The 21,008-nt window shown below is 55.8% G+C and carries 20 protein-coding genes; 6 read left to right on the top strand and 14 right to left on the bottom strand.

The genetic code is table 11. The features are described 5' to 3' along the window. The first annotated feature begins 142 nt into the window (after window positions 1-142). From uvrA to C7387_RS15275, 3 genes are all read left to right on the top strand, one after another. Window positions 143-2,968, top strand: a complete 2,826-nt coding sequence (gene uvrA, locus C7387_RS15285) for an excinuclease ABC subunit UvrA (RefSeq protein ID WP_006816704.1) — start codon at window positions 143-145, stop codon at window positions 2,966-2,968. 133 nt (window positions 2,969-3,101) lie between these two features. Beyond that, window positions 3,102-3,554 carry a hypothetical protein gene (locus C7387_RS15280; protein ID WP_134436897.1) on the top strand — a complete coding sequence of 151 codons (453 nt, stop codon included), beginning with the start codon at window positions 3,102-3,104 and terminating at the stop codon, window positions 3,552-3,554. Continuing rightward, window positions 3,538-3,876 (top strand): hypothetical protein, encoded by a 339-nt coding sequence (locus tag C7387_RS15275; RefSeq protein WP_006816702.1) that lies wholly within the window; start codon window positions 3,538-3,540, stop codon window positions 3,874-3,876. The genes C7387_RS15280 and C7387_RS15275 overlap by 17 nt, the downstream gene beginning before the upstream one ends. On the opposite strand, the gene C7387_RS15270 is transcribed toward C7387_RS15275, so the two are convergent. From C7387_RS15270 to dnaB, 5 genes are all read right to left on the bottom strand, one after another. After that, window positions 3,877-4,233 (bottom strand): MmcQ/YjbR family DNA-binding protein, encoded by a 357-nt coding sequence (locus C7387_RS15270; RefSeq protein ID WP_006816701.1) that lies wholly within the window; start codon window positions 4,231-4,233, stop codon window positions 3,877-3,879. A gap of 135 nt (window positions 4,234-4,368) precedes the next feature. Beyond that, complete coding sequence (gene aphA / locus C7387_RS15265) at window positions 4,369-5,082, bottom strand: acid phosphatase AphA (RefSeq protein ID WP_038252798.1); 714 nt, start codon at window positions 5,080-5,082, stop codon at window positions 4,369-4,371. 200 nt (window positions 5,083-5,282) lie between these two features. Further along, window positions 5,283-6,476 (bottom strand): aromatic amino acid transaminase, encoded by a 1,194-nt coding sequence (gene tyrB, locus C7387_RS15260; RefSeq protein WP_120817006.1) that lies wholly within the window; start codon window positions 6,474-6,476, stop codon window positions 5,283-5,285. Window positions 6,477-6,588: 112 nt separating this feature from the next. Beyond that, complete coding sequence (gene alr, locus C7387_RS15255) at window positions 6,589-7,668, bottom strand: alanine racemase (protein WP_120817005.1); 1,080 nt, start codon at window positions 7,666-7,668, stop codon at window positions 6,589-6,591. Between the two features lie 45 nt (window positions 7,669-7,713). Further along, window positions 7,714-9,129 (bottom strand): replicative DNA helicase, encoded by a 1,416-nt coding sequence (gene dnaB / locus C7387_RS15250; RefSeq protein ID WP_006816689.1) that lies wholly within the window; start codon window positions 9,127-9,129, stop codon window positions 7,714-7,716. Between the two features lie 81 nt (window positions 9,130-9,210). Here dnaB and C7387_RS15245 point away from each other — a divergent pair, with 81 nt between their 5' ends. Further along, window positions 9,211-10,194, top strand: coding sequence for a quinone oxidoreductase (locus tag C7387_RS15245; RefSeq protein ID WP_038252806.1), 984 nt, complete (start codon window positions 9,211-9,213; stop codon window positions 10,192-10,194). Between the two features lie 172 nt (window positions 10,195-10,366). Here C7387_RS15245 and pspG read toward each other — a convergent pair whose 3' ends face one another. The 4 genes from pspG to C7387_RS15225 all read right to left on the bottom strand — a co-directional run bounded on the left by pspG (window position 10,367) and on the right by C7387_RS15225 (window position 13,743). Continuing rightward, complete coding sequence (gene pspG, locus C7387_RS15240) at window positions 10,367-10,609, bottom strand: envelope stress response protein PspG (protein ID WP_006816687.1); 243 nt, start codon at window positions 10,607-10,609, stop codon at window positions 10,367-10,369. A 141-nt stretch (window positions 10,610-10,750) separates the two neighbouring features. Beyond that, the gene (dusA, locus tag C7387_RS15235; RefSeq protein WP_120817004.1) at window positions 10,751-11,749 is read right to left on the bottom strand and encodes a tRNA dihydrouridine(20/20a) synthase DusA; all 999 of its coding nucleotides are present in this window, start codon (window positions 11,747-11,749) and stop codon (window positions 10,751-10,753) included. Window positions 11,750-11,830: 81 nt separating this feature from the next. Next, window positions 11,831-13,027 carry a conjugal transfer protein TraF gene (locus tag C7387_RS15230; RefSeq protein WP_374256158.1) on the bottom strand — a complete coding sequence of 399 codons (1,197 nt, stop codon included), beginning with the start codon at window positions 13,025-13,027 and terminating at the stop codon, window positions 11,831-11,833. Window positions 13,028-13,254: 227 nt separating this feature from the next. Continuing rightward, window positions 13,255-13,743 (bottom strand): cupin domain-containing protein, encoded by a 489-nt coding sequence (locus C7387_RS15225; protein WP_038252815.1) that lies wholly within the window; start codon window positions 13,741-13,743, stop codon window positions 13,255-13,257. Between the two features lie 114 nt (window positions 13,744-13,857). On the opposite strand from C7387_RS15225, the gene zur reads away from it, so the two are divergent. Then, window positions 13,858-14,373: a zinc uptake transcriptional repressor Zur gene (gene zur / locus C7387_RS15220; protein WP_038252817.1), complete on the top strand. Its 516-nt coding sequence runs from the start codon at window positions 13,858-13,860 to the stop codon at window positions 14,371-14,373. Between the two features lie 33 nt (window positions 14,374-14,406). Here zur and dinF read toward each other — a convergent pair whose 3' ends face one another. From dinF to C7387_RS15205, 3 genes are all read right to left on the bottom strand, one after another. Then, window positions 14,407-15,726: an MATE family efflux transporter DinF gene (dinF, locus tag C7387_RS15215; RefSeq protein ID WP_120817002.1), complete on the bottom strand. Its 1,320-nt coding sequence runs from the start codon at window positions 15,724-15,726 to the stop codon at window positions 14,407-14,409. 74 nt (window positions 15,727-15,800) lie between these two features. Further along, on the bottom strand, window positions 15,801-16,409 hold the full coding sequence (gene lexA / locus C7387_RS15210) for a transcriptional repressor LexA (RefSeq protein ID WP_006816681.1): 609 nt from the start codon (window positions 16,407-16,409) through the stop codon (window positions 15,801-15,803). A gap of 109 nt (window positions 16,410-16,518) precedes the next feature. Further along, entirely contained in the window at window positions 16,519-16,887 is a 369-nt protein-coding gene (locus C7387_RS15205; protein ID WP_006816680.1) for a diacylglycerol kinase, read from the bottom strand. A 129-nt stretch (window positions 16,888-17,016) separates the two neighbouring features. Here C7387_RS15205 and plsB point away from each other — a divergent pair, with 129 nt between their 5' ends. Continuing rightward, window positions 17,017-19,437 carry a glycerol-3-phosphate 1-O-acyltransferase PlsB gene (gene plsB / locus C7387_RS15200; protein ID WP_006816679.1) on the top strand — a complete coding sequence of 807 codons (2,421 nt, stop codon included), beginning with the start codon at window positions 17,017-17,019 and terminating at the stop codon, window positions 19,435-19,437. Between the two features lie 31 nt (window positions 19,438-19,468). Here plsB and ubiA read toward each other — a convergent pair whose 3' ends face one another. Next, a complete protein-coding gene (gene ubiA, locus C7387_RS15195) occupies window positions 19,469-20,338 on the bottom strand; it encodes a 4-hydroxybenzoate octaprenyltransferase (protein ID WP_038252821.1) in 870 nt (289 codons plus the stop codon). Between the two features lie 12 nt (window positions 20,339-20,350). After that, entirely contained in the window at window positions 20,351-20,848 is a 498-nt protein-coding gene (gene ubiC, locus C7387_RS15190) for a chorismate lyase (RefSeq protein WP_120817001.1), read from the bottom strand. Between the last annotated feature and the right edge of the window lie 160 nt (window positions 20,849-21,008).

Here is a 21,008-nt window from a genome sequence, read left to right as displayed (position 1 = left end):
TCATTTTTGCACAGAATCGCGGAATTTGCATTCCAATACTGTATATTCATTCAGGTGAATTTGTGTCATAATTAGCCGTTTCTGACCGCCTGTTGTCCAGTAAAGCAAACAAGGCTCGCCGTGTATCTACCGGGAAAGGTGAATGGATAAGATCGAAGTTCGGGGCGCCCGCACCCATAATCTCAAGAACATCAACCTCGTGATCCCCCGCGACAAACTGATTGTCGTGACCGGGCTGTCGGGATCCGGAAAATCCTCGCTCGCTTTCGACACCCTGTATGCCGAAGGCCAGCGTCGCTATGTTGAATCTCTGTCCGCCTATGCGCGTCAGTTTTTGTCGTTGATGGAAAAGCCTGATGTCGATCATATCGAAGGGCTGTCCCCGGCAATTTCGATTGAACAGAAGTCGACCTCGCACAACCCGCGTTCTACCGTCGGTACTATCACTGAAATTCACGACTACCTGCGTCTGTTATATGCCCGCGTGGGTGAACCCCGCTGCCCGGATCACGACGTTCCGCTGGCGGCGCAGACGGTAAGCCAGATGGTCGATAACGTGCTGGCACTGCCGGAAGGCAAACGCCTGATGCTGCTGGCGCCGATCATTAAAGAACGTAAAGGCGAGCACACCAAAACGCTGGAAAACCTGGCAAGCCAGGGCTACATCCGCGCGCGTATCGACGGCGAAGTGTGCGATCTTTCAGATCCACCCAAGCTCGAACTGCAGAAGAAACACACCATTGAAGTGGTCGTCGACCGCTTTAAAGTCCGCGACGATCTTACGCAGCGTCTGGCTGAATCCTTTGAAACCGCGCTGGAGCTCTCCGGCGGTACCGCAGTCGTCGCCGACATGGACGATAGCAAAGCCGAAGAACTGCTGTTCTCCGCCAACTTTGCCTGTCCGATTTGCGGCTACAGCATGCGCGAGCTGGAACCACGCCTGTTCTCGTTCAACAACCCGGCAGGCGCTTGCCCGACCTGCGACGGCCTTGGCGTGCAGCAGTATTTCGATCCGGATCGCATCATTCAAAACCCGGAGCTGTCGCTGGCCGGTGGGGCCATTCGCGGCTGGGATCGCCGTAATTTCTATTACTTCCAGATGCTGAAATCCCTCGCCGATCATTACAAATTCGACGTCGAAGCCCCGTGGGCAAGCCTCGGTGCCAACGTACACAAAGTTGTGCTGTACGGCTCCGGCAAAGAATCTATCGAATTCAAATACATGAATGACCGCGGCGATACTTCCGTGCGTCGCCATCCGTTCGAAGGCGTGCTGCACAATATGGAGCGCCGCTATAAAGAGACGGAATCCAGCGCGGTACGCGAAGAACTGGCAAAATTTATCAGCAACCGCCCGTGTGCCACCTGTGACGGGACGCGCCTGCGTCGTGAAGCGCGCCACGTGTTCGTCGAGAACACCCCGCTCCCGACCATTTCAGACATGAGCATCGGCCATGCGATGGACTTCTTCAACAACCTGAAGCTGTCCGGGCAGCGCGCGCAAATTGCCGAAAAAGTACTGAAAGAGATCGGTGACCGCCTGAAGTTTCTGGTCAACGTTGGCCTGAACTACCTGACGCTTTCCCGCTCGGCGGAGACCCTCTCCGGCGGTGAAGCCCAGCGTATTCGCCTGGCAAGCCAGATTGGCGCAGGCCTGGTGGGCGTAATGTACGTGCTGGACGAACCGTCTATCGGCCTGCATCAGCGCGATAACGAGCGCCTGCTCGGTACGCTTATCCATCTGCGTAACCTCGGCAACACGGTGATTGTGGTAGAGCACGACGAAGACGCCATCCGCGCCGCCGATCACGTGATTGATATCGGCCCGGGCGCCGGGGTTCACGGCGGGCAAGTGGTGGCTGAAGGTCCGCTGGAAGCCATCATGGCGGTACCAGAGTCTCTGACCGGCCAGTACATGAGCGGCAAACGTCAAATCGCGGTGCCGAAGCAGCGCGTTGCAGCTGACCCGGAAAAAGTGCTGAAACTTAGCGGCGCGCGCGGCAACAACCTGAAAGACGTCACGCTGACGTTGCCGGTGGGGCTTTTTACCTGCATCACCGGGGTTTCAGGCTCCGGCAAATCAACGCTGATTAACGACACCCTGTTCCCGATTGCGCAGACTCAGCTGAACGGCGCGACGCTGGCTGAACCAGCACCCTATCGTGATATTCAGGGCCTGGAGCATTTCGACAAGGTTATCGATATCGACCAGAGCCCGATCGGTCGTACTCCGCGTTCCAACCCGGCAACCTACACCGGCGTATTTACACCGGTCCGTGAACTGTTCGCCGGGGTGCCGGAAGCGCGCTCTCGCGGCTATACCCCGGGGCGTTTTAGCTTCAACGTTCGCGGCGGGCGCTGTGAAGCCTGCCAGGGCGACGGCGTGATTAAAGTTGAGATGCACTTCCTGCCGGATATCTACGTTCCTTGCGACCAGTGCAAAGGCAAACGCTATAACCGCGAAACGCTGGAGATTAAGTACAAAGGCAAAACTATCCACGAAGTGCTGGACATGACGATTGAAGAAGCCCGCGAGTTCTTCGATGCCGTTCCGGCGCTGGCGCGTAAGCTGCAAACCCTGATGGATGTTGGTCTGACCTACATTCGCCTTGGTCAGTCAGCGACCACGCTTTCCGGCGGTGAAGCCCAGCGCGTGAAGCTGGCGCGTGAGTTGTCGAAACGCGGTACCGGCCAGACGCTGTATATTCTCGACGAGCCGACCACCGGTCTGCACTTCGCCGATATCCAGCAACTGCTGGACGTACTGCACCAGCTCAGAGACCAGGGCAACACCATCGTGGTGATTGAGCACAACCTGGATGTGATTAAAACCGCAGACTGGATTGTCGACCTCGGTCCGGAAGGCGGCAGCGGCGGTGGGGAAATTCTTGTCTCCGGCACGCCGGAAACCGTTGCCGAATGCGAAGCATCGCATACGGCGCGCTTCCTGAAACCGCTTCTTAAGTAACGCCCCCTGCGCCTTGTTGATGTTCATCAAGGCGCATCTCTTTTCCTCTTTTTTGCACACTCTACTCTATTGATTTGCCTGAACCCGGGCAGCATGCTGAACTGAAAGCGTCTATCCTGCAAAGGTTCTGGTTATGTCAGCCGCAGTCCGTTTTTTAAGAATGGCGTTCCTCTTACCGATACTTCTCCTCACCGCCTGCTCGTTGACGGGAAACTACAACAGCGATGCCCATCGCCAGCTCGTGATGCTGCAGGCGCTGCATATGCAGTTTATTGATGACGCCACAGCGGATGATGAAAAGAGCATCTGGCAGGACAACCGCGACTACCGCCTGCAATATCGGGCTGCGACGCTATTTGCCGAGGATCTCGGAGACCCGTTGCGGCTCAGCAATTTACGCTCGTTGAACACTATCTATCAGGCGCAATACCAACGACGGGAACAGCAGCAGCGTCCTTTCAACGCCGCGCAGGAAAAACTTTTCGGTCGCCAGGCGGCAAGCGCTTATCAACAGGCGATACGCGGTGAGTGCCTGCGCCCACGCTCGGTGTGCTATCAGGGGAACACGAATGTCGATATTCAGTGATCTACAGGCCGCCTTCTCCGCGCCCGCTTTTCGCCAGCAGGCAGGAGCGGACATTGGCAATGAGTGTCTGGCGCTGCTGAAGGAGGGTTTTGCCGATAACAACGCCTTCATCCGTGAAACCTGTGCTCAGCTCGCGGAAGCCTTTCGCGACAAAGCGCGCGGCGAGCTGGAGGCGGCCGATATGGAAGTGATGCTGATTGGTCTACAGGAGCAACTGAACATAGAGATAACCAACGCGCAAATAGCTCTCCGCACCCGTTTGCAAAATATCATCGAGCGGTTGCTTGATTTGTCGCTGTCGGTACTACTGAAAGCGCTGTAGTTATTCGCCAAGAATCGTTTTGCGGGTCTCTTCCGGGATCAGCGCCAGCGCCTGCTGCCAGGAGGCATCTACCAGATAGTAAATCTGTGAATCCGGAAGCGAGCCATCGAGGTAGACCGTGCTCCAGTGCGCTTTGTTGAGGTGTTTACTTGGACGCACATCGCTGTGCTGCTGGCGCAGCAGCTCAGCAAGCTCAGGGCTGGTTTTCAGCGAGGTGGCAGGACGACCTTCCACTTCCTTCACCATGGCAAAAAGAACGTCAGCTACTTTTATCTGCGTAGCCTTCCAGTCGCTGTGCACGCTCTGCTCAGCGCCCGGCTTGTTCATGCAGTACTGTAGTAACTCCGAGATAGTCATCTGTGTACTCCCTGCCGCTTTCGGCAACTCGAGGGAAAGGGATATTTTCAGTGTGCAACAAGACGAGAAAAGGTAAAACCCGACACAGCAGAATTGCATAAAAAAACGGCAACCGAAAGGTTGCCGTTTAGCGATTTAGTACTCAGAGTTGACGATAACTTCTTCGCCGAACGCCCCCGCCATTGGCAATGGACGATACGTTGAGTTTGAGGCCCGCAGAATGCGGATACCACGAATGCCCACTTCACGTGCTGCGGTAATATCGTTATCCGAATCGCCGTAGAACATTTTCATGTTCTTCTCCTGCAGCCACTGGGTTTTCGTGTTCTGACCTTCTTTATCACCGGCGAAAATCACCGGGTTCATATTGACCGCCGGGATAAGAAAATCATCCTGCAGCGTTTTCGATACCGTTTCGGTTTTCGTCTGGCTGCGGCCAGTGACGAAATAAATGCTGTCGCCGCGCTTCACGTGCATGGTGATAAGCGCTTTTGCCACTTCTTTTGGAATGCTGAAAGCATCCCAACCGTTATTCATTTTTTCCCAGAACGCGGGATCTTTCAGATAAGCCTGCGAATCTGGCGAAAAGGTCTTCTGTCCGCGCCAGAACCCTGGGCTTGAGAACAACACGGTGTCATCAATGTCGAACCCTACCGCCATCGGCGGGCGTCCCAGCAGACTGTTTTCAATTTGCGCCACGGAAACCCAGTGAATCGGTGCCTGCTCGGCGAGGCGAGCAACGTTGGTACCCGGGTAGATAGGTGATGGCGTAGAGGCGCGTGCAACAACGGAGCTATTTAGCGTGAACAATAAGCAGGCGGCGCTGAGCGCCAATGTGATCTTGCGCATATTTTTCCCTAAACTATCAGATCGTTATTGTAATTAATTGCGTGGGTGATCAAAAAATCACCCTGACCATACTCCCGACAATGGATGAAGGAAAGGAATATCGCCTGGATTTATCATAGAAAAAGGTGATGATCACACTAATCACAACGGAGGGAAAATTATCACTCCCGGAGCGAGAGTGATAATTTATCAGTGAGCACTTACATTACAGCGGCAAACGCCTGCGCCACGCGCTGTACGTTACGTGAGTTCAGCCCGGCCACGCACATCCGTCCGCTGGCTATCAGATAAACGCCAAACTCTTCACGCAGACGATCGACCTGAGCCGCGCTCAGCCCGGTGTAGCTGAACATCCCACGCTGTTTCAACAGGTAATCGAAATTACGCCCCGGCATTGCCTCTTTCAGCACCTTCACCAGCTCCTGGCGCATCGCCAGAATACGCACACGCATCTCCTCAACCTCACTCAGCCATGAGGCTTTCAGCTCCGGGGAGTTCAGCACGGTAGCAACCATCTCTGCGCCAAAGTGTGGCGGGCTGGAGTAGTTGCGACGCACGGTCGCTTTCAGCTGTCCCAGCACGCGGGAAGCAGCATCGGTGTCTTCACAAACCACCGACAGTCCGCCAACACGTTCGCCATACAGCGAGAAAATCTTCGAGAATGAGTTGCTGACCAGCAACGGCAGCCCGGAGTCGGCAAAGGCGCGAATCGCATACGCGTCCTCTTCCATCCCGGCACCGAAGCCCTGATAAGCAATATCAAGGAATGGGATCAGGTTGCGTGCTTTGGCGACTTCAATCACCGCATCCCACTGGGCGTCGTTCAGATCAGCACCGGTCGGGTTATGGCAGCACGGGTGCAGCAGCACAATGCTCTGTTCCGGCAGCGTGCTGAGGGTCTCCAGCAGCGCGTTAAAGCGCACGCCGTTGCTCTCAGCGTCATACCACGGATAGGTGCGAACCTTGAATCCGGCACCCTCAAAAATAGCCACATGGTTTTCCCACGTCGGGTCACTGACCCATACGCCAGAATCCGGGAAGTAGCGTTTCAGGAAATCAGCACCAATTTTCAACGCTCCTGACCCCCCCAGCGTCTGCACGGTAGCAACACGCTTTTGGGTGATAACCGGGTGTTGTGCGCCAAACAGCAGCGGTGCAACGGCGCTACGGTAAGTATTCAGCCCTTCCATCGGCAGATAGAGCGAGGCGCCGTGCGGCTGCGCATTCAGCTGAGCTTCCGCTTTACCAACGGCCTGAAGCTGCGGGACTATCCCGTCTTCGTTGTAATACAGGCCAATGCTGAGATTGACTTTGTCGCTCCGGGGGTCTTCTTTGAAACGCTCCATTAAGGAGAGAATGGGGTCGCCAGCATAGGCGTCAACTTTCTGAAACACGCGATGGTTCTCCAGATTTACGAGTGCAGGTCTATTCACAATAAACCGGATACCGGAGAAGATCGAGGATATGTTTCCCTCCCCCAAAGGGAGAGGGAAAACGGCAGGAAGGTCAGTCGATGTATTTCATCGCAACCCTTGAAGTCAGGCGCGTGATAAGTTCGTAAGCACTCACTTTTGTCATCTCAGCAATCCGTTCAACTGGCAACGAATCGCCCCACATCACCACCGGGTCACCCGCTTTATCTTTTGCCTGCGGTCCCAGGTCGACGCACACCATGTCCATCGCCACACGGCCAACGATAGGCACTTCGCGGCCGTTTACCAGCACCGGTGTACCGGAAGGAGCGGCGCGCGGGTAGCCGTCGCCGTAGCCCATCGCCACGACCCCAAGGCGCGTATCGCGCTCACTAAGCCAGGTACCGCCGTAGCCCACAGGCTCACCGGCCTTGTGCTCACGCACGGCAATCAGGCTTGAGGTCAACGACATCACCGGCTGGAAGCCAAACTCCGGCCCCCAGGGCTTCTGCTCCAGCGGCGATACACCATAGAGAATAATCCCCGGACGTACCCAGTCGAAATGCGACTGCGGCCAAAGCAGGATCCCGCCGGAAGCGGCAATGGAGCGTTGTCCTGGTTTACCTGCGGTGAAAGTTTCGAACGTATCCAGCTGCTGCTCGGTTGCACCGCACTCCGGCTCGTCGGCTCGGGCGAAATGGCTGACGATATTGACCGGCTGATTCACGTTCTTGCAGGCGCACAGACGCTGATAGAAGGCATCGGCCTCTTCCGGACGCACCCCGAGGCGGTGCATACCGGTGTCGAGCTTCATCCAAACCGTCACCGGTTCAGGAAGCTCGGCCTGCTCGAGTGCTTCCAGCTGCTCCAGGTTATGCACCGCGGTATGCAGATGCTGACGAGAAATCATCGGCAGATCGTCGGGATTAAAGAACCCTTCCAGCAGTAAAATCGGTTGGGTAATACCGCCTTCCCGCAGTCTCAGCGCCTCTTCGAGGCGAGCGACGCCGAAAGCGTCGGCATCAGGGAGCGTTCGCGCAGTCTCAAGAAGACCGTGGCCGTAAGCGTTCGCTTTCACGACTGCAACCAGCTTGCTGGCAGGCGCCAGTTCACGGAGTCGTTGCAGGTTGTGTCGCAGAGCGCGGCGGTTAATGACAACAGTTGCCGCTTGCATTTGAATTCCTTGGGAAATGTATTCTTTGATTACCTAATCAATCCGTTATTCATCATCGTACTGCGGGCCCGCGTAGTTATCAAAGCGGGACCACTGGCCGTTGAAGGTGAGGCGCACCGTACCGATCGGGCCGTTACGCTGCTTACCAATAATGATTTCGGCGATGCCTTTTAAGTCGCTGTTTTCGTGATAAACCTCATCACGATAGATGAACATGATGAGGTCAGCATCCTGTTCGATGGAGCCAGATTCACGCAGATCCGAGTTCACCGGGCGCTTGTCGGCGCGCTGTTCCAGGGAGCGGTTAAGCTGCGAGAGCGCCACCACCGGCACCTGCAACTCTTTTGCCAGAGCTTTTAGTGAACGCGAAATTTCCGCGATTTCGAGGGTTCGGTTGTCCGACAGCGACGGTACCCGCATCAGCTGCAGGTAGTCGATCATGATGAGCCCTAATCCGCCGTGCTCACGGGCAATACGCCGCGCACGTGAACGGACCTCCGTCGGCGTCAGGCCGGAGGAGTCATCAATATAGATATTCCGTTTTTCCAGCAGAATGCCCATGGTGCCGGAGATGCGCGCCCAGTCTTCATCATCAAGCTGGCCGGTACGAATACGGGTCTGGTCAACGCGGGAAAGCGAGGCCAGAGAACGCATCATAATCTGTTCGGATGGCATCTCGAGACTGAAGATAAGTACAGGCTTATCCTGCAACATCGCCGCGTTTTCAACGAGGTTCATCGCAAATGTCGTTTTACCCATCGACGGACGCGCCGCCACGATGATGAGATCCGATGGCTGCAGACCTGCGGTTTTTTTATTCAGGTCGTCATAACCGGTGTTCACCCCGGTGACGCCATCATGCGGCTGCTGGAAGAGCTTTTCGATACGCGCGACGGTGGCATCCAGCACGTCGGCGATATTTTTCGGACCTTCGTCTTTGTTGGCACGGCTTTCAGCGATTTTGAATACGCGGGATTCAGCAAGATCGAGCAGGTCTTCGCTGGTGCGGCCCTGTGGATCAAAACCGGCTTCGGCGATTTCATTCGCTACCGAGATCATCTCACGAACAACAGCACGTTCACGCACGATGTCAGCATAAGCGCTGATATTCGCTGCACTTGGTGTGTTTTTTGACAGTTCTGCAAGATAGGCGAAGCCGCCGACGCTATCAAGCTGCCCCTGGCGCTCCAGCGATTCCGCGAGCGTAATCAGGTCGATTGGGCTGCCCGTTTCCTGTAAACGCGCCATCTCCGTGAAGATATGGCGGTGCGGACGGGTGTAGAAATCGTCGGACACCACGCGCTCGGCAACATCGTCCCAGCGCTCGTTATCCAGCATTAAACCGCCCAACACCGACTGTTCCGCTTCAATCGAGTGCGGCGGTACTTTCAGCCCGGCAACCTGGAAATCACGGTCACGGGGTTCAGTCTGTTGTTTGTTGAAGGGTTTATTTCCTGCCATAGTGAACGGAGTTACCAAAAAAGAGAGAGACAGCGCAGTATAACGCACGGTGTCTGGAAATGAATCAACAAAGGAGTTCAAATGGCAACGCGTATTGAATTTCACAAGCATGGCGGCCCTGAAGTGCTGAAAGCCGTTGAGTTCACTCCCCATGCTCCCGCAGAACACGACATTCAGGTAGAAAACAAAGCTATCGGTATCAACTACATCGATACCTATATTCGCAGCGGTCTGTACCCACCGCCGTCGCTCCCAAGCGGACTTGGCACCGAGGCGGCCGGGATTGTGCGCCAGGTCGGCTCTGCCGTCACGCATATCAAGGTTGGCGATCGGGTGGTCTACGCCCAGTCGGCGCTCGGCGCTTACAGCACCATCCACAACGTTCCGGCCAATAAGGCGGCCCTGCTTCCGGACGCTATCTCCTTTGAACAGGCCGCCGCCTCCTTCCTGAAGGGGTTGACCGTCTTTTATCTGCTGCGAAAAACTTACGAGCTAGCTCCCGGCGAACCGTTTTTATTCCACGCGGCCTCGGGTGGCGTTGGCCTTATCGCCTGCCAGTGGGCAAAAGCGCTGGGTGCTAAGTTGATTGGTACCGTTGGCAGCGCCGAGAAAGCCCAACGCGCGCTGCAGGCCGGAGCATGGCAGGTCATCAACTACCGTGAAGAGAACATCGCCGAACGGGTGAAAGAAATCACCGAGGGTAAAAAAGTCCGAGTGGTATACGACTCCGTTGGCAAAGACACCTGGGAAGCCTCCCTCGACAGCCTGCAGCGCCGTGGGTTGATGGTCAGTTTTGGCAACGCCTCCGGCCCGGTAACCGGCGTAAACCTGGGCATTCTTAATCAGAAAGGCTCGCTGTACGTCACCCGCCCTTCTCTTCAGGGGTACATCACCACCCGTGAGGAACTCGCAGAGGCCAGCAATGAGCTGTTTTCGTTGATTGCCAGCGGGGTGATTAACGTTGATGTGGCAGCCAGTCAGAGGTATGCCCTGCATGACGCGCAAAAAGCGCATGAGGTGCTGGAGAGTCGGGTAACCCAGGGCTCAAGCCTGCTTATCCCGTAACGGTCGTCAGAAAGAATTAGGGCTTCTCAGAGAGAAGCCCATTCTTTTTTTTAGTTCGGCTGTATGTAGGGTACAGCGCGATGAATTCAGTACCGCGCGATGGTGACAGATTTATGACGCTAATCCTATGTGCCCACGGGCAAAATTTTTCAGGTTGTGATCCCTGACACTTTTAGTAACGCCAGCGGTCGTCGCGACGATAACGTTCCACCTTTGGCGCTTTCAGTGCACGAATAATCCACACCACCGCAATCGCCAGCAGCAGCCACGGTAGCAGCTTCACCACCAGCGCGAACAGCCCACCAACAAACATCAGCGCAGTCGCTACGATCACCGCCGCCAGGATCCCCAGCAGCGATATCCCCGTCACCAGCAACATGACGAAAAATCCAATGATAAATAACAGTTCCAGCATGGTTTCTTCCCTCAATTCGTAAAAACATCACTACCTGAGTTATTACAAAAAGCATGCCAAAATTAACACATTGAATTATAACAAAAACGCCCTGAACTCAATGTCAGGGCGTGGTGAATTTGACGAAATAGTAGTGAAAAATTAACGTTTATTCGCTACCAGCTGCAGCGCTTTTTCCAGAACTTCAACATCCGCTCCAGCTTTGTGGGCGTTCTCACTCAGGTAACGACGCCACTGACGCGCGCCCGGAATGCCCTGGAACAGGCCAAGCATATGGCGAGTCATGTGGCCCAGATACGTGCCGTTGCTGAGCTCACGCTCAATGTATGGGTACATTGCCCGCACCACCGCAACCGGGTCAGGATCTGCGGCACTGCCAGCAAAAATCTCACGGTCAACCGCCGTCAGGATCCCCGGGTTCTGGTAGGCTTCGCGCCCTACCATTACACCGTCCATATGCTGAAGATGTATTTTTGCCTCTTCGAGTGACTTAATGCCACCGTTAATTGCCATGGTCAGGTGTGGGAAATCACGCTTCAGCTGATACACGCGCGGGTAGTCAAGCGGTGGGATCTCACGGTTCTCTTTCGGGCTGAGGCCTGAGAGCCACGCTTTGCGGGCGTGGATGATGAACATCTCGCACTCGCCGTGTCCGGAAACGGTATTGATAAAATCGCAGAGGAATTCATAGCTGTCCTGGTCGTCGATACCGATACGGGTTTTCACGGTCACCGGAATCGACACCACATCACGCATCGCTTTCACGCAGTCGGCCACCAGCTGCGCGTTGCCCATCAGACAGGCACCAAACATGCCGTTCTGCACGCGATCGGACGGACAGCCAACGTTGAGGTTAATCTCGTCGTAGCCGCGCGCTTCGGCAAGCTTTGCGCAGTGGGCCAGCGCCGCCGGGTCGCTGCCACCCAGCTGCAGGGCCAGCGGATGCTCTTCTTCGCTATATGCCAGATAGTCGCCCTTACCGTGAATAATGGCGCCGGTGGTCACCATCTCTGTATACAGCAGTGTCTGGCGCGACAGCAGGCGCAGAAAATAGCGGCAGTGTCTGTCCGTCCAGTCGAGCATGGGCGCAATAGAGAAGCGGTGAGCAGGGAAAACAGGTGTCGGCGTTTCTTGCAGCATGGCGAATATTTAAGCATCCGGGTAAAAAGGGGCGCTACTATAGCACAAAGACAGCGCGGAGGCGTGAACCTCCGCGCGTCCTCAGAAGGTCAGGCTGAGCTGTGCCCCTGCCCCCCAGGTTTCATCCTCACCGTAAAGACCCATCAGGTCGACGTGAACCGTATTCAGCGGCGCGAAGCCAACACCGGCGGTGAACACGTTGCTGTCGTTGTTTTTCACATCCGCGCGATAACCGGCGCGCAGCGCCAGCCACTGCAGCGGCTTCACTTCAGCGCCCACGCCCACGTACTGGGAGTTATCTTCGCTTTTGAAACCCTTCGTTTCCGTCAGATCGCCATCTGCGGTCAGGGTCAGCAACTCGTTGTGCCAGGCGACGCCTGCCGTCACCAGCGGGCGGATCTGGTAGGTGTCACGCACGCCATCAACCTCTTTGGTATCAATGTCGCGGGACATCAGGTTCTGCCCGCTCAGACCCACCGTCCAGCTTTCACCAAAATCGGCCGCCATCCCGGCATCGACGTTAAAACCGGTATCACTGTTGCGGTAACGACTGTTGTTGAGATCGCCGCTGTGATAGTTGTAAATCGAGACGGTGTAGTTGTAGAGCCATGTTTGCTGCAGCTTCGGCGTAACGCCGAGCGACACTGGAACGCCGCCAATATCAAACTGGCGCGCAATGGCTACCCCGTAGTCCGATACGATAGCCGCCCGGCCAAACCCTTTCGACTGTAGCGAGTTGGGATCCACCGTCAACGCACGGGCAGGCACAGACTGGATACTCCGCAGCAGGTCGATATCACCCTGATCGATGTACGAACTCACCCGGGCATTGGCGTATGCTTTCGCCATAAACGCCACCGAAAGTGCATCACTCGGCAGGCTCACCGCAATGCCGCCTGCCGCCTTGCCATTGGCAGTTTTACCTTTCAGGGAATCGAGCTGGTCGGCGAGATCGCCCGCCGCAGAAGAGACCTGCTTGTATCCCGGAGAGCCAGGACGGAACAGATCGAAGATATTAATATTCTTGAGAGAGTTACGATAGTTATCGACATCATCGCTGATGTCGTCGATTTGATCGCGCAGATTGTCTTTATCGCTTATCTGCGCACCAAGCGCCGGAGCGACAACCGCAATACCATCAGAGGATTTCGCTTTTGCCAGTAGCGCGGGGTTGATGAAAATGGCGCTACCGTAGCTCGCGGAAGCCACCCCCGTTCCCCCCATTGCGTCACCGCGCGCTTCCGACCACGTATTTGCCGCTACCGCCTGATTTGCCATAAAAAGTGAAACTGCCAGCGATAATGCTGAATATTTGACGTTATATTTCACAATACTCTCGTTATTTGCAGTTAAGTGTTTATCCCTTTCTGTTATCTCCTGGAAAGGGGTGAACTATTGCTGTGAATAACGATGGAAAAAGCGTCTAAACCCAGAGTTCAATTGCAGTGGCCATCACTGATTTGGTTATAGTTTGTGATGGCCCTCAATATTTATAGTCAAGGATGCTATTTTGCGGAAGGTTTGCCGTTATGTGGGCCAAAAAATTGCGGCGGGTGATCCACCCATCGATCCTCCCGGGTTGCGGCGTAATCCGGGTTTAACGGGTAGTAAATCCGGTTATGTTTCTTATTTGCCTCCCCGACCACTAATAAACAGACGTCCTCTTCCGAGTCATTAATGAAGGTATGACACACCCCGGTTCCTGCCGGGAAACCTACGCTATCACCGGGCGACAGCGGCCAGAGATAACCGTTGATCCATACATGCGGATGCCCCTCCAGCACATAGATAAACTCCTCCTCATCGCTTTCTGCGTGTGGATAAGAGGTCCTGCGGCCAGGCGGCAGACGCTCGTGGTGAATACCCATACGAGTGAGCCCTAAACGACGCGCCAGCGGCGCACCAATCGAAAACAGCTCCTTGCTACCGGAATAAGTCGAGTCATCCGGACCTTCCACTTCACGCCAGTGGCGAATGCAATCTGGTCTTTTCATTATCTTTTATCCTGAACGTGAGATGCATCAGGTATAGCACACCCGCCGGGATCTCGGTGTTTTAGACTTAATGTGATAAAGTAACGAAATACATTTCGCACCCTGAGGATGCTCATGGATAAGACAACTTCGCAAAAGCTGTTAGCACACGCCGAAAAAATGTGTGCGCAACGCGGTGTGCGCCTGACTCCGCAGCGCCTTGAGGTATTACGCCTGATGAGCCTGCAGCCGGGTGCTATCAGCGCTTATGACCTGCTAGACCTGCTACGGGAAGCCGAGCCGCAGGCCAAACCCCCTACTGTCTATCGCGCCCTCGAGTTTCTGCTTGAGCAGGGGTTTGTGCATAAAGTGGAGTCCACTAACAGCTACGTGCTGTGCCACATGTTCGATAAGCCTACGCATACTTCCGCGATGTTTATCTGCGATCGCTGTGGCGTGGTGAAAGAAGAGAGCGCTGAAGGGGTTGAGGACATCATGCATACGCTGGCGGCGAGAATGGGTTTTGCCCTGCGCCACAACGTGATTGAAGCCCATGGCCTGTGCTCTGCCTGCGTGGAAGTGGAAGCCTGCCGCCATCCTGATGATTGTGGTCATGACCACTCTATTCAGGTGAAGAAAAAGCCCCGTTAACAAAAAAGGCGGTCAATGACCGCCCTTTCTGCATCACGCAAACCAGGTCCCACGCTGCCAGTGTCGACGCCAGATCCATGCAAGCGACAAACCGCGCAACGCCAGAAACACCGCCAACGACAGCCACAATCCGTGATTCCCCAGCAGCGGTACCGTCAGTAAGGTCAGGGCGAAACCTGCCGCTGCAACCGCCATGCTGTTACGCATTTCAGCGCCGCGCGTCGCTCCGATGAACATACCGTCGAGCAGATAGCACCAGACGCCGATAAGCGGTAACACCACCTGCCAGATAACATAGCGATCTGCCAGTTGCTGCAGCTCGGGGAGCGAAGTCAGAAGTGCGATGATCCCTTTTCCAGCCAGCAGATAAACCAGCGCAAAAGCCAGCGCCACGAGGCCCGACTGCCGACATGCCGCGTGCCAGACGTGGCGCAATTTGCTGCCATCCTGCGCGCCGTATGCCTGCCCGGAATGCGCCTCCACGGCATAGGCAAAACCATCCAGGGCATAGGCGGTAAAGGTGAGCATCGTCATCAGCACCGCGTTCACCGCCACAACGTCGCCGCCAAGTCGCGCACCTAAAACGGTGATCGCACCAAAACACAGCTGTAGCAACAGCGAACGCAGCATGATGTCCCGGTTAAGCGCCAGCAGCCGCCGGAGGTTACCCCGCCAGGCGTTTTTCAGCATCTCTCGGGTGATGCCGCGCAGCCGCAGCACCCGCCGCACCATCAGCAGGCCGATGAAAAAGGTCGCGTATTCAGCGATAGCCGTCGCCAGCGCCGCGCCCTGCACATCCATATGCAGTCCCATAACCAGCCAGAGGTCGAGGGTGATATTAAGAATATTGCCGACTACCAGCAGGATGACCGGCGCACGGGCATACTGCACGCCAAGCAGCCAGCCCAGCAGCACCAGGTTTGCCAGCGACGCCGGAGCGCTAAGCCAGCGAATCTCCAGGAAGCGCCGCGCCTGCTCCAGCACAGCCTCACTGCCACCAACCACCTGCAGCGCCAGATTGATAATGGGCTCCCGCAGCAGGACTATCAGCACTCCGGCGCCTAACGCCAGCAGCAGCGGCTGAACCAGTGCCCTTGCCAGGGCCTGGGGATCTCTCGCCCCAAACGCCTGGGCGGTAAATCCGGTCGTACTCATGCGCAAAAAGAGCAGCAGCATAAACAGGAAGCTGGTTGCCGTAGCACCTACCGCCACACCGCCGAGATACACGGGGCTGTCGAGATGACCAATCACAGCGGTATCCACCAGACCCAAAAGCGGTACGGTGATGTTGGAGAAAATCATCGGCAACGCCAGACGCCACAGCGCCTTATCGGCTGCGTTGAAAAGCTGCATAGAAAAATGCCTGAAGAGAGATCAAGAGAGGAGCAGACTGCGGCAAGCGTTGTACCGCAGTCGTTAAGGAAGGGTTACAGCCACTCACCGTTGCGGATTACGCCTACTGCCAACCCTTCGATAGAGAAGCTCTGCTGACGCAGATCGACCACAATCGGGGTGAACTCGGTGTTTTCCGGCAACAGTTCGACGGTGTTACCCTGCTTTTTAAGGCGTTTTACGGTTACTTCGTCGTCAATACGCGCGACGACCACCTGGCCGTTACGCACATCCTGAGTTTTATGCACCGCCAGCAGGTCGCCGTCCAGAATACCGATATCCTTCATCGACATACCGCTGACGCGCAGCAGGAAATCCGCGCTCGGTTTGAACATGGCCGGGTCAACCTGATAGTGACCTTCAATGTGCTGCTGTGCCAGCAGCGGTTCACCGGCGGCAACACGGCCTACTAACGGTAAACCCTCTTCTTCTTCCACCAGCAGGCGGATACCGCGCGACGCGCCAGACACAATTTCGATGGCGCCTTTACGCGCCAGCGCTTTCAGGTGTTCTTCTGCCGCATTCGGGGAACGGAACCCCAGCTGCTTGGCGATCTCCGCACGTGTTGGCGGCATACCGGTCTGGCCGATATGTTCCCGAATGAGATCAAACACCTCTTGCTGCCTGGTCGTTAACGCTTTCATCCCGCCCCCTGGGTGTATATACAGTTATGCTGTGAGTATATACAGTTAACGGCGATTTTGGAACCACAAAAAGCACAAAAAACAAGTGTCTTAATCAATTCTGGAAGCATTATCGAAAATGCGACCACAACAGCGTGCCCCAGGTGATTAATGCGATAAAAATAGACAGCAGCACCGCGGCGCTGCCCATATCTTTCGCACGACCGGAGAGCTCGTGGTGCTCCGGGCCAATTCTGTCGACCACCGCTTCGATCGCACTGTTGAGAATTTCCACTATCATCACCAACAGGACCGAGCCAATCAGCAGAACGCGGGTTATCGCATCGACATCCAGCCAACAGGCAATGATGACGGCCAGAATCGCGACGGTCCCCTCCTGGCGGAAGGCGGCTTCGTTACGCCAGGCGGCGCGGAATCCTTTCCAGGAGTAGCCAGCGGCTTTGATGATGCGGGTTATCCCAGTGGTATCATTGGCCATTAAATGAACCTTTTTCGATTTTATATGTTAATCACAGTGTAGACGCACGGCACACGCGCAGAAATTCTGTACGCTTTCTGGTATTCTTGCCGCGCAATTGCATTATTAACCAGAGGCTTTACATCGTTTATGTCTGGCTGGCCAAGAATTTACTACAAATTACTGAATTTACCATTAAGCATCCTGGTAAAAAGCAAGTCTATTCCGGCAGAACCTGCGCAGGAGTTAGGGCTCGATACGTCACGCCCGATTATGTACGTGCTGCCCTACAACTCTAAGGCAGACCTGCTGACTTTGCGCGCCCAATGCCTGGCGCACGACTTACCCGATCCGCTGGAACCGCTGGAGATAGACGGCACGCTGCTGCCGCGCTACGTCTTCATTCACGGTGGCCCGCGTGTCTTCACGTATTACACCCCGAAAGAAGAGTCCATCAAGCTGTTCCACGACTATCTGGATCTGCACCGCAGCAATCCCGATCTGGACGTGCAGATGGTACCGGTATCGGTGATGTTCGGTCGCTCCCCGGGGCGCGAGAAAGGGGAAGAGAACCCGCCGCTGCGCATGCTGAACGGCATTCAGAAGTTCTTCGCCGTCACCTGGCTTGGCCGCGACAGCTTTGTGCGCTTCTCGCCGTCGGTGTCGCTGCGCTGGATGGCAACCGAGCACGGTACCGACAAAACCATCGCTCAGAAACTGGCGCGAGTGGCACGCATGCACTTTGCTCGTCAGCGTCTGGCCGCGGTTGGGCCGCGTCTGCCGGCGCGTCAGGACCTGTTCAACAAGCTGCTGGCCTCAAAGGCTATCGCTCGTGCCGTTGAAGATGAAGCGCGCAGCAAGAAAATTTCCCACGAGAAGGCGCAACAGAACGCTATTGCGCTGATGGAAGAGATTGCGGCCAACTTCTCCTACGAGATGATCCGCCTGACTGACCGTATTCTCGGCTTTACCTGGAACCGTCTGTACCAGGGCATTAACGTGCACAACGCCGAGCGCGTTCGCCAGTTGGCTCACGACGGTCATGAGATTGTGTATGTGCCCTGCCACCGCAGCCACATGGACTACCTGCTGCTTTCCTACGTGCTGTATCACCAGGGTCTGGTGCCGCCGCATATTGCTGCCGGTATCAACCTGAACTTCTGGCCCGCAGGGCCGGTGTTCCGCCGCCTTGGCGCGTTCTTTATTCGTCGTACCTTCAAGGGTAACAAGCTCTATTCCACCGTATTTCGCGAGTATCTGGGTGAGCTGTTCAGCCGTGGCTACTCTGTTGAGTACTTTGTGGAGGGCGGTCGTTCCCGTACTGGTCGTCTGCTGGATCCGAAAACCGGTACCCTGTCGATGACCATTCAGGCGATGCTGCGCGGCGGTACCCGTCCTATCACCCTGGTACCGATTTACATCGGCTACGAGCACGTGATGGAAGTGGGGACTTACGCCAAAGAGCTGCGCGGGGCGACCAAAGAGAAAGAGAGCCTGCCGCAGATGCTGCGCGGTCTTAGCAAGTTACGCAATCTGGGCCAGGGCTATGTGAACTTCGGCGAACCGATGCCGCTCACGACCTACCTGAACCAGCACGTCCCGACCTGGCGCGAAGCTATCGATCCTATCGAAGCGATACGTCCGGCCTGGCTGACGCCGACGGTGAACAACATTGCAGCAGACCTGATGGTCCGCATCAACAATGCCGGTGCGGCAAACGCCATGAACCTGTGCTGTACCGCGCTGTTGGCCTCGCGCCAGCGTTCGCTCACCCGTGAGCAACTGACCCAGCAGCTGGAGTGCTATCTCGAGCTGATGCGTAATGTGCCGTATTCACCAGATTCGACCGTACCGTCAATGTCTGCCAGCGCGCTTATCGATCACGCGTTGCAGATGAACAAGTTCGAAGTCGAGAAGGATACCATCGGCGATATCATCATTCTGCCGCGCGAGCAGGCGGTGCTGATGACCTACTATCGCAACAACATCACCCACATGCTGATGATGCCGTCGCTGCTGGCCGCAATTATCACTCAGCACCGTCACATCTCGCGTAGCGAGGTTCAGCGCCACATCGACACGCTCTACCCGCTGCTGAAGGCTGAGCTGTTCCTGCGCTGGGAAAAAGACGAGCTGGCGGGTGTTATCGATGCACTGATCGCAGAAATGCAGCGTCAGGAGCTGGTCACACTGGAAGAGGGTGAGCTGCGCATTAACGCTTCACACTCCCGTACATTGCAACTGCTGGCAGCGGGCGCACGTGAAACGCTGCAGCGTTACGCCATCACCTTCTGGCTGCTGAGCGCGAACCCGTCCATCAACCGCAGTACGCTTGAGAAAGAGAGCCGTACCGTGGCGCAGCGTCTGTCGGTGCTGCACGGGATCAACGCACCAGAGTTCTTTGATAAAGCCGTGTTCAGTACTCTGGTACTGACGCTACGCGATGAAGGGTTCATCAGTGATACCGGTGATGCGGACACGAATGAAACGATGAAGGTCTATCAGATGCTGGCGGAGTTAATTACCTCCGACGTGCGCTTGACGATTGAGAGTGCAAGCCAGGACGCTTAAATGAAAAAGGCCCTCTGTGAGGGCCTTTTTATTAACCAAGGAAGCTTATTGCCAGACCGATAAACAGCACCAGTCCAACGTAGTTATTGTTCATAAACGCTTTAAAACAGGCGTCACGTTCGCGGTCTTTAATCAGCTTCTGCTGATAAACGAACAGCGCCCCGGCAATCGCCACCGCCCAGTAAAACTCCCAGTTCAGCTGATTCAGCCAGCCAATTGTCACCATCAACGCCAGCACGCCGGCCTGCAAAATGCCGATAATCAGTTTGTCGTTTTTCCCAAACAGGATGGCGGTCGATTTAATGCCGATTTTCAGGTCGTCGTCGCGGTCAACCATTGCATACTGGGTGTCGTACGCCACCGCCCACAGAATGTTAGCGAGGAACATTAACCAGCAACTTAATGGTAAGTGCTCACTAACTGCGGCAAAGGCCATGGGAATTGACCAGCCAAATGCCGCCCCCAGCACCACCTGTGGCAAATGGGTATAGCGCTTCATGAACGGGTATACCCAGGCGAGCGCCAGACCTGCCACCGACAGCAAAATCGTCATGGTATTCAGCGTCAACACCAGGACGAATGAACACAGCACCAGCGCCACAAATAGCACCCGCGCCTCTTTCTCGGTGACATCTCCGCTTGGCAATGGCCGATGGGCAGTGCGTTTCACATGGCCGTCGAACTTTCGATCGGCGTAGTCATTCACCACGCAGCCCGCCGCGCGCATCAGCCAGACGCCCGCCACAAACACCGCCAGGATCCACAGCGGAGGAACTCCAGGTTCGGCGAGCCACAGCGCCCATAGTGTCGGCCACAGCAGCAGCAGCGTGCCTATCGGTTTGTCGGTACGCATCAGGCGGTTATACGCCAACAACTTATGCTGCGTCAGACTCCACTCCATTTCTTCTACCTCTTAATACAACGGCGATGCAGGCAAAAACAGCTCTGTCAGCAGCAGCGGTTTTCCACTCAGGCGAAGGCGGGAACGACGCCCCCACAGGTCTGCATGGCGTCCAATTTCAATAAAGTCACGGGTGAGCTGCGAGGACGTAAACAGATAGCGCCCCAGCGGCGTCTTCCCGAGTTGTTGCAATGCCAGCTCCGGGCCACTCAGCGTCGACTCCGGCACGACGGTACGGCCGGCAAGCCACGGCTCACCGTCAGCGCACAGCAGTATCTCGCGCAGCCAGTAACGCGGTTCTTCGGGTAACAGACTTCGTTCTTCGGCTATCTCATCGCCCGTGACGAAGCCTTCACGGATCATGGTGACCGTTATCTGCTTGCCCTGCTGCTCAAAACGTTTAGTCATGGAATCTTCCAGCAACAGCCAGTCGAGCTGCTCCGGTTCCAGAGGGGGAATTGCGTCAAAATAGCGCAGCGCACGCAGCTGCGTGAGCGCAGGATGTGTCATGCCTGACTTCTCCAATACCTGATTTATCGGCATTGTATCGCAGAAAACCAATTTCGTGGGGGCTCAAACGTCAATATACGATCATCGGCGCAACAGCTATGCAACAGCAGAGGCAGGTCACAAAAAAAGGAACGCCCAGAAAGGGCGCTCCGAAAGGCTT

The sequence above is a fragment of the Yokenella regensburgei genome, assembly GCF_003634235.1.
Taxonomy (GTDB): domain Bacteria; phylum Pseudomonadota; class Gammaproteobacteria; order Enterobacterales; family Enterobacteriaceae; genus Yokenella; species Yokenella regensburgei.
This window is presented reverse-complemented; position numbering and strand designations above follow the sequence as displayed.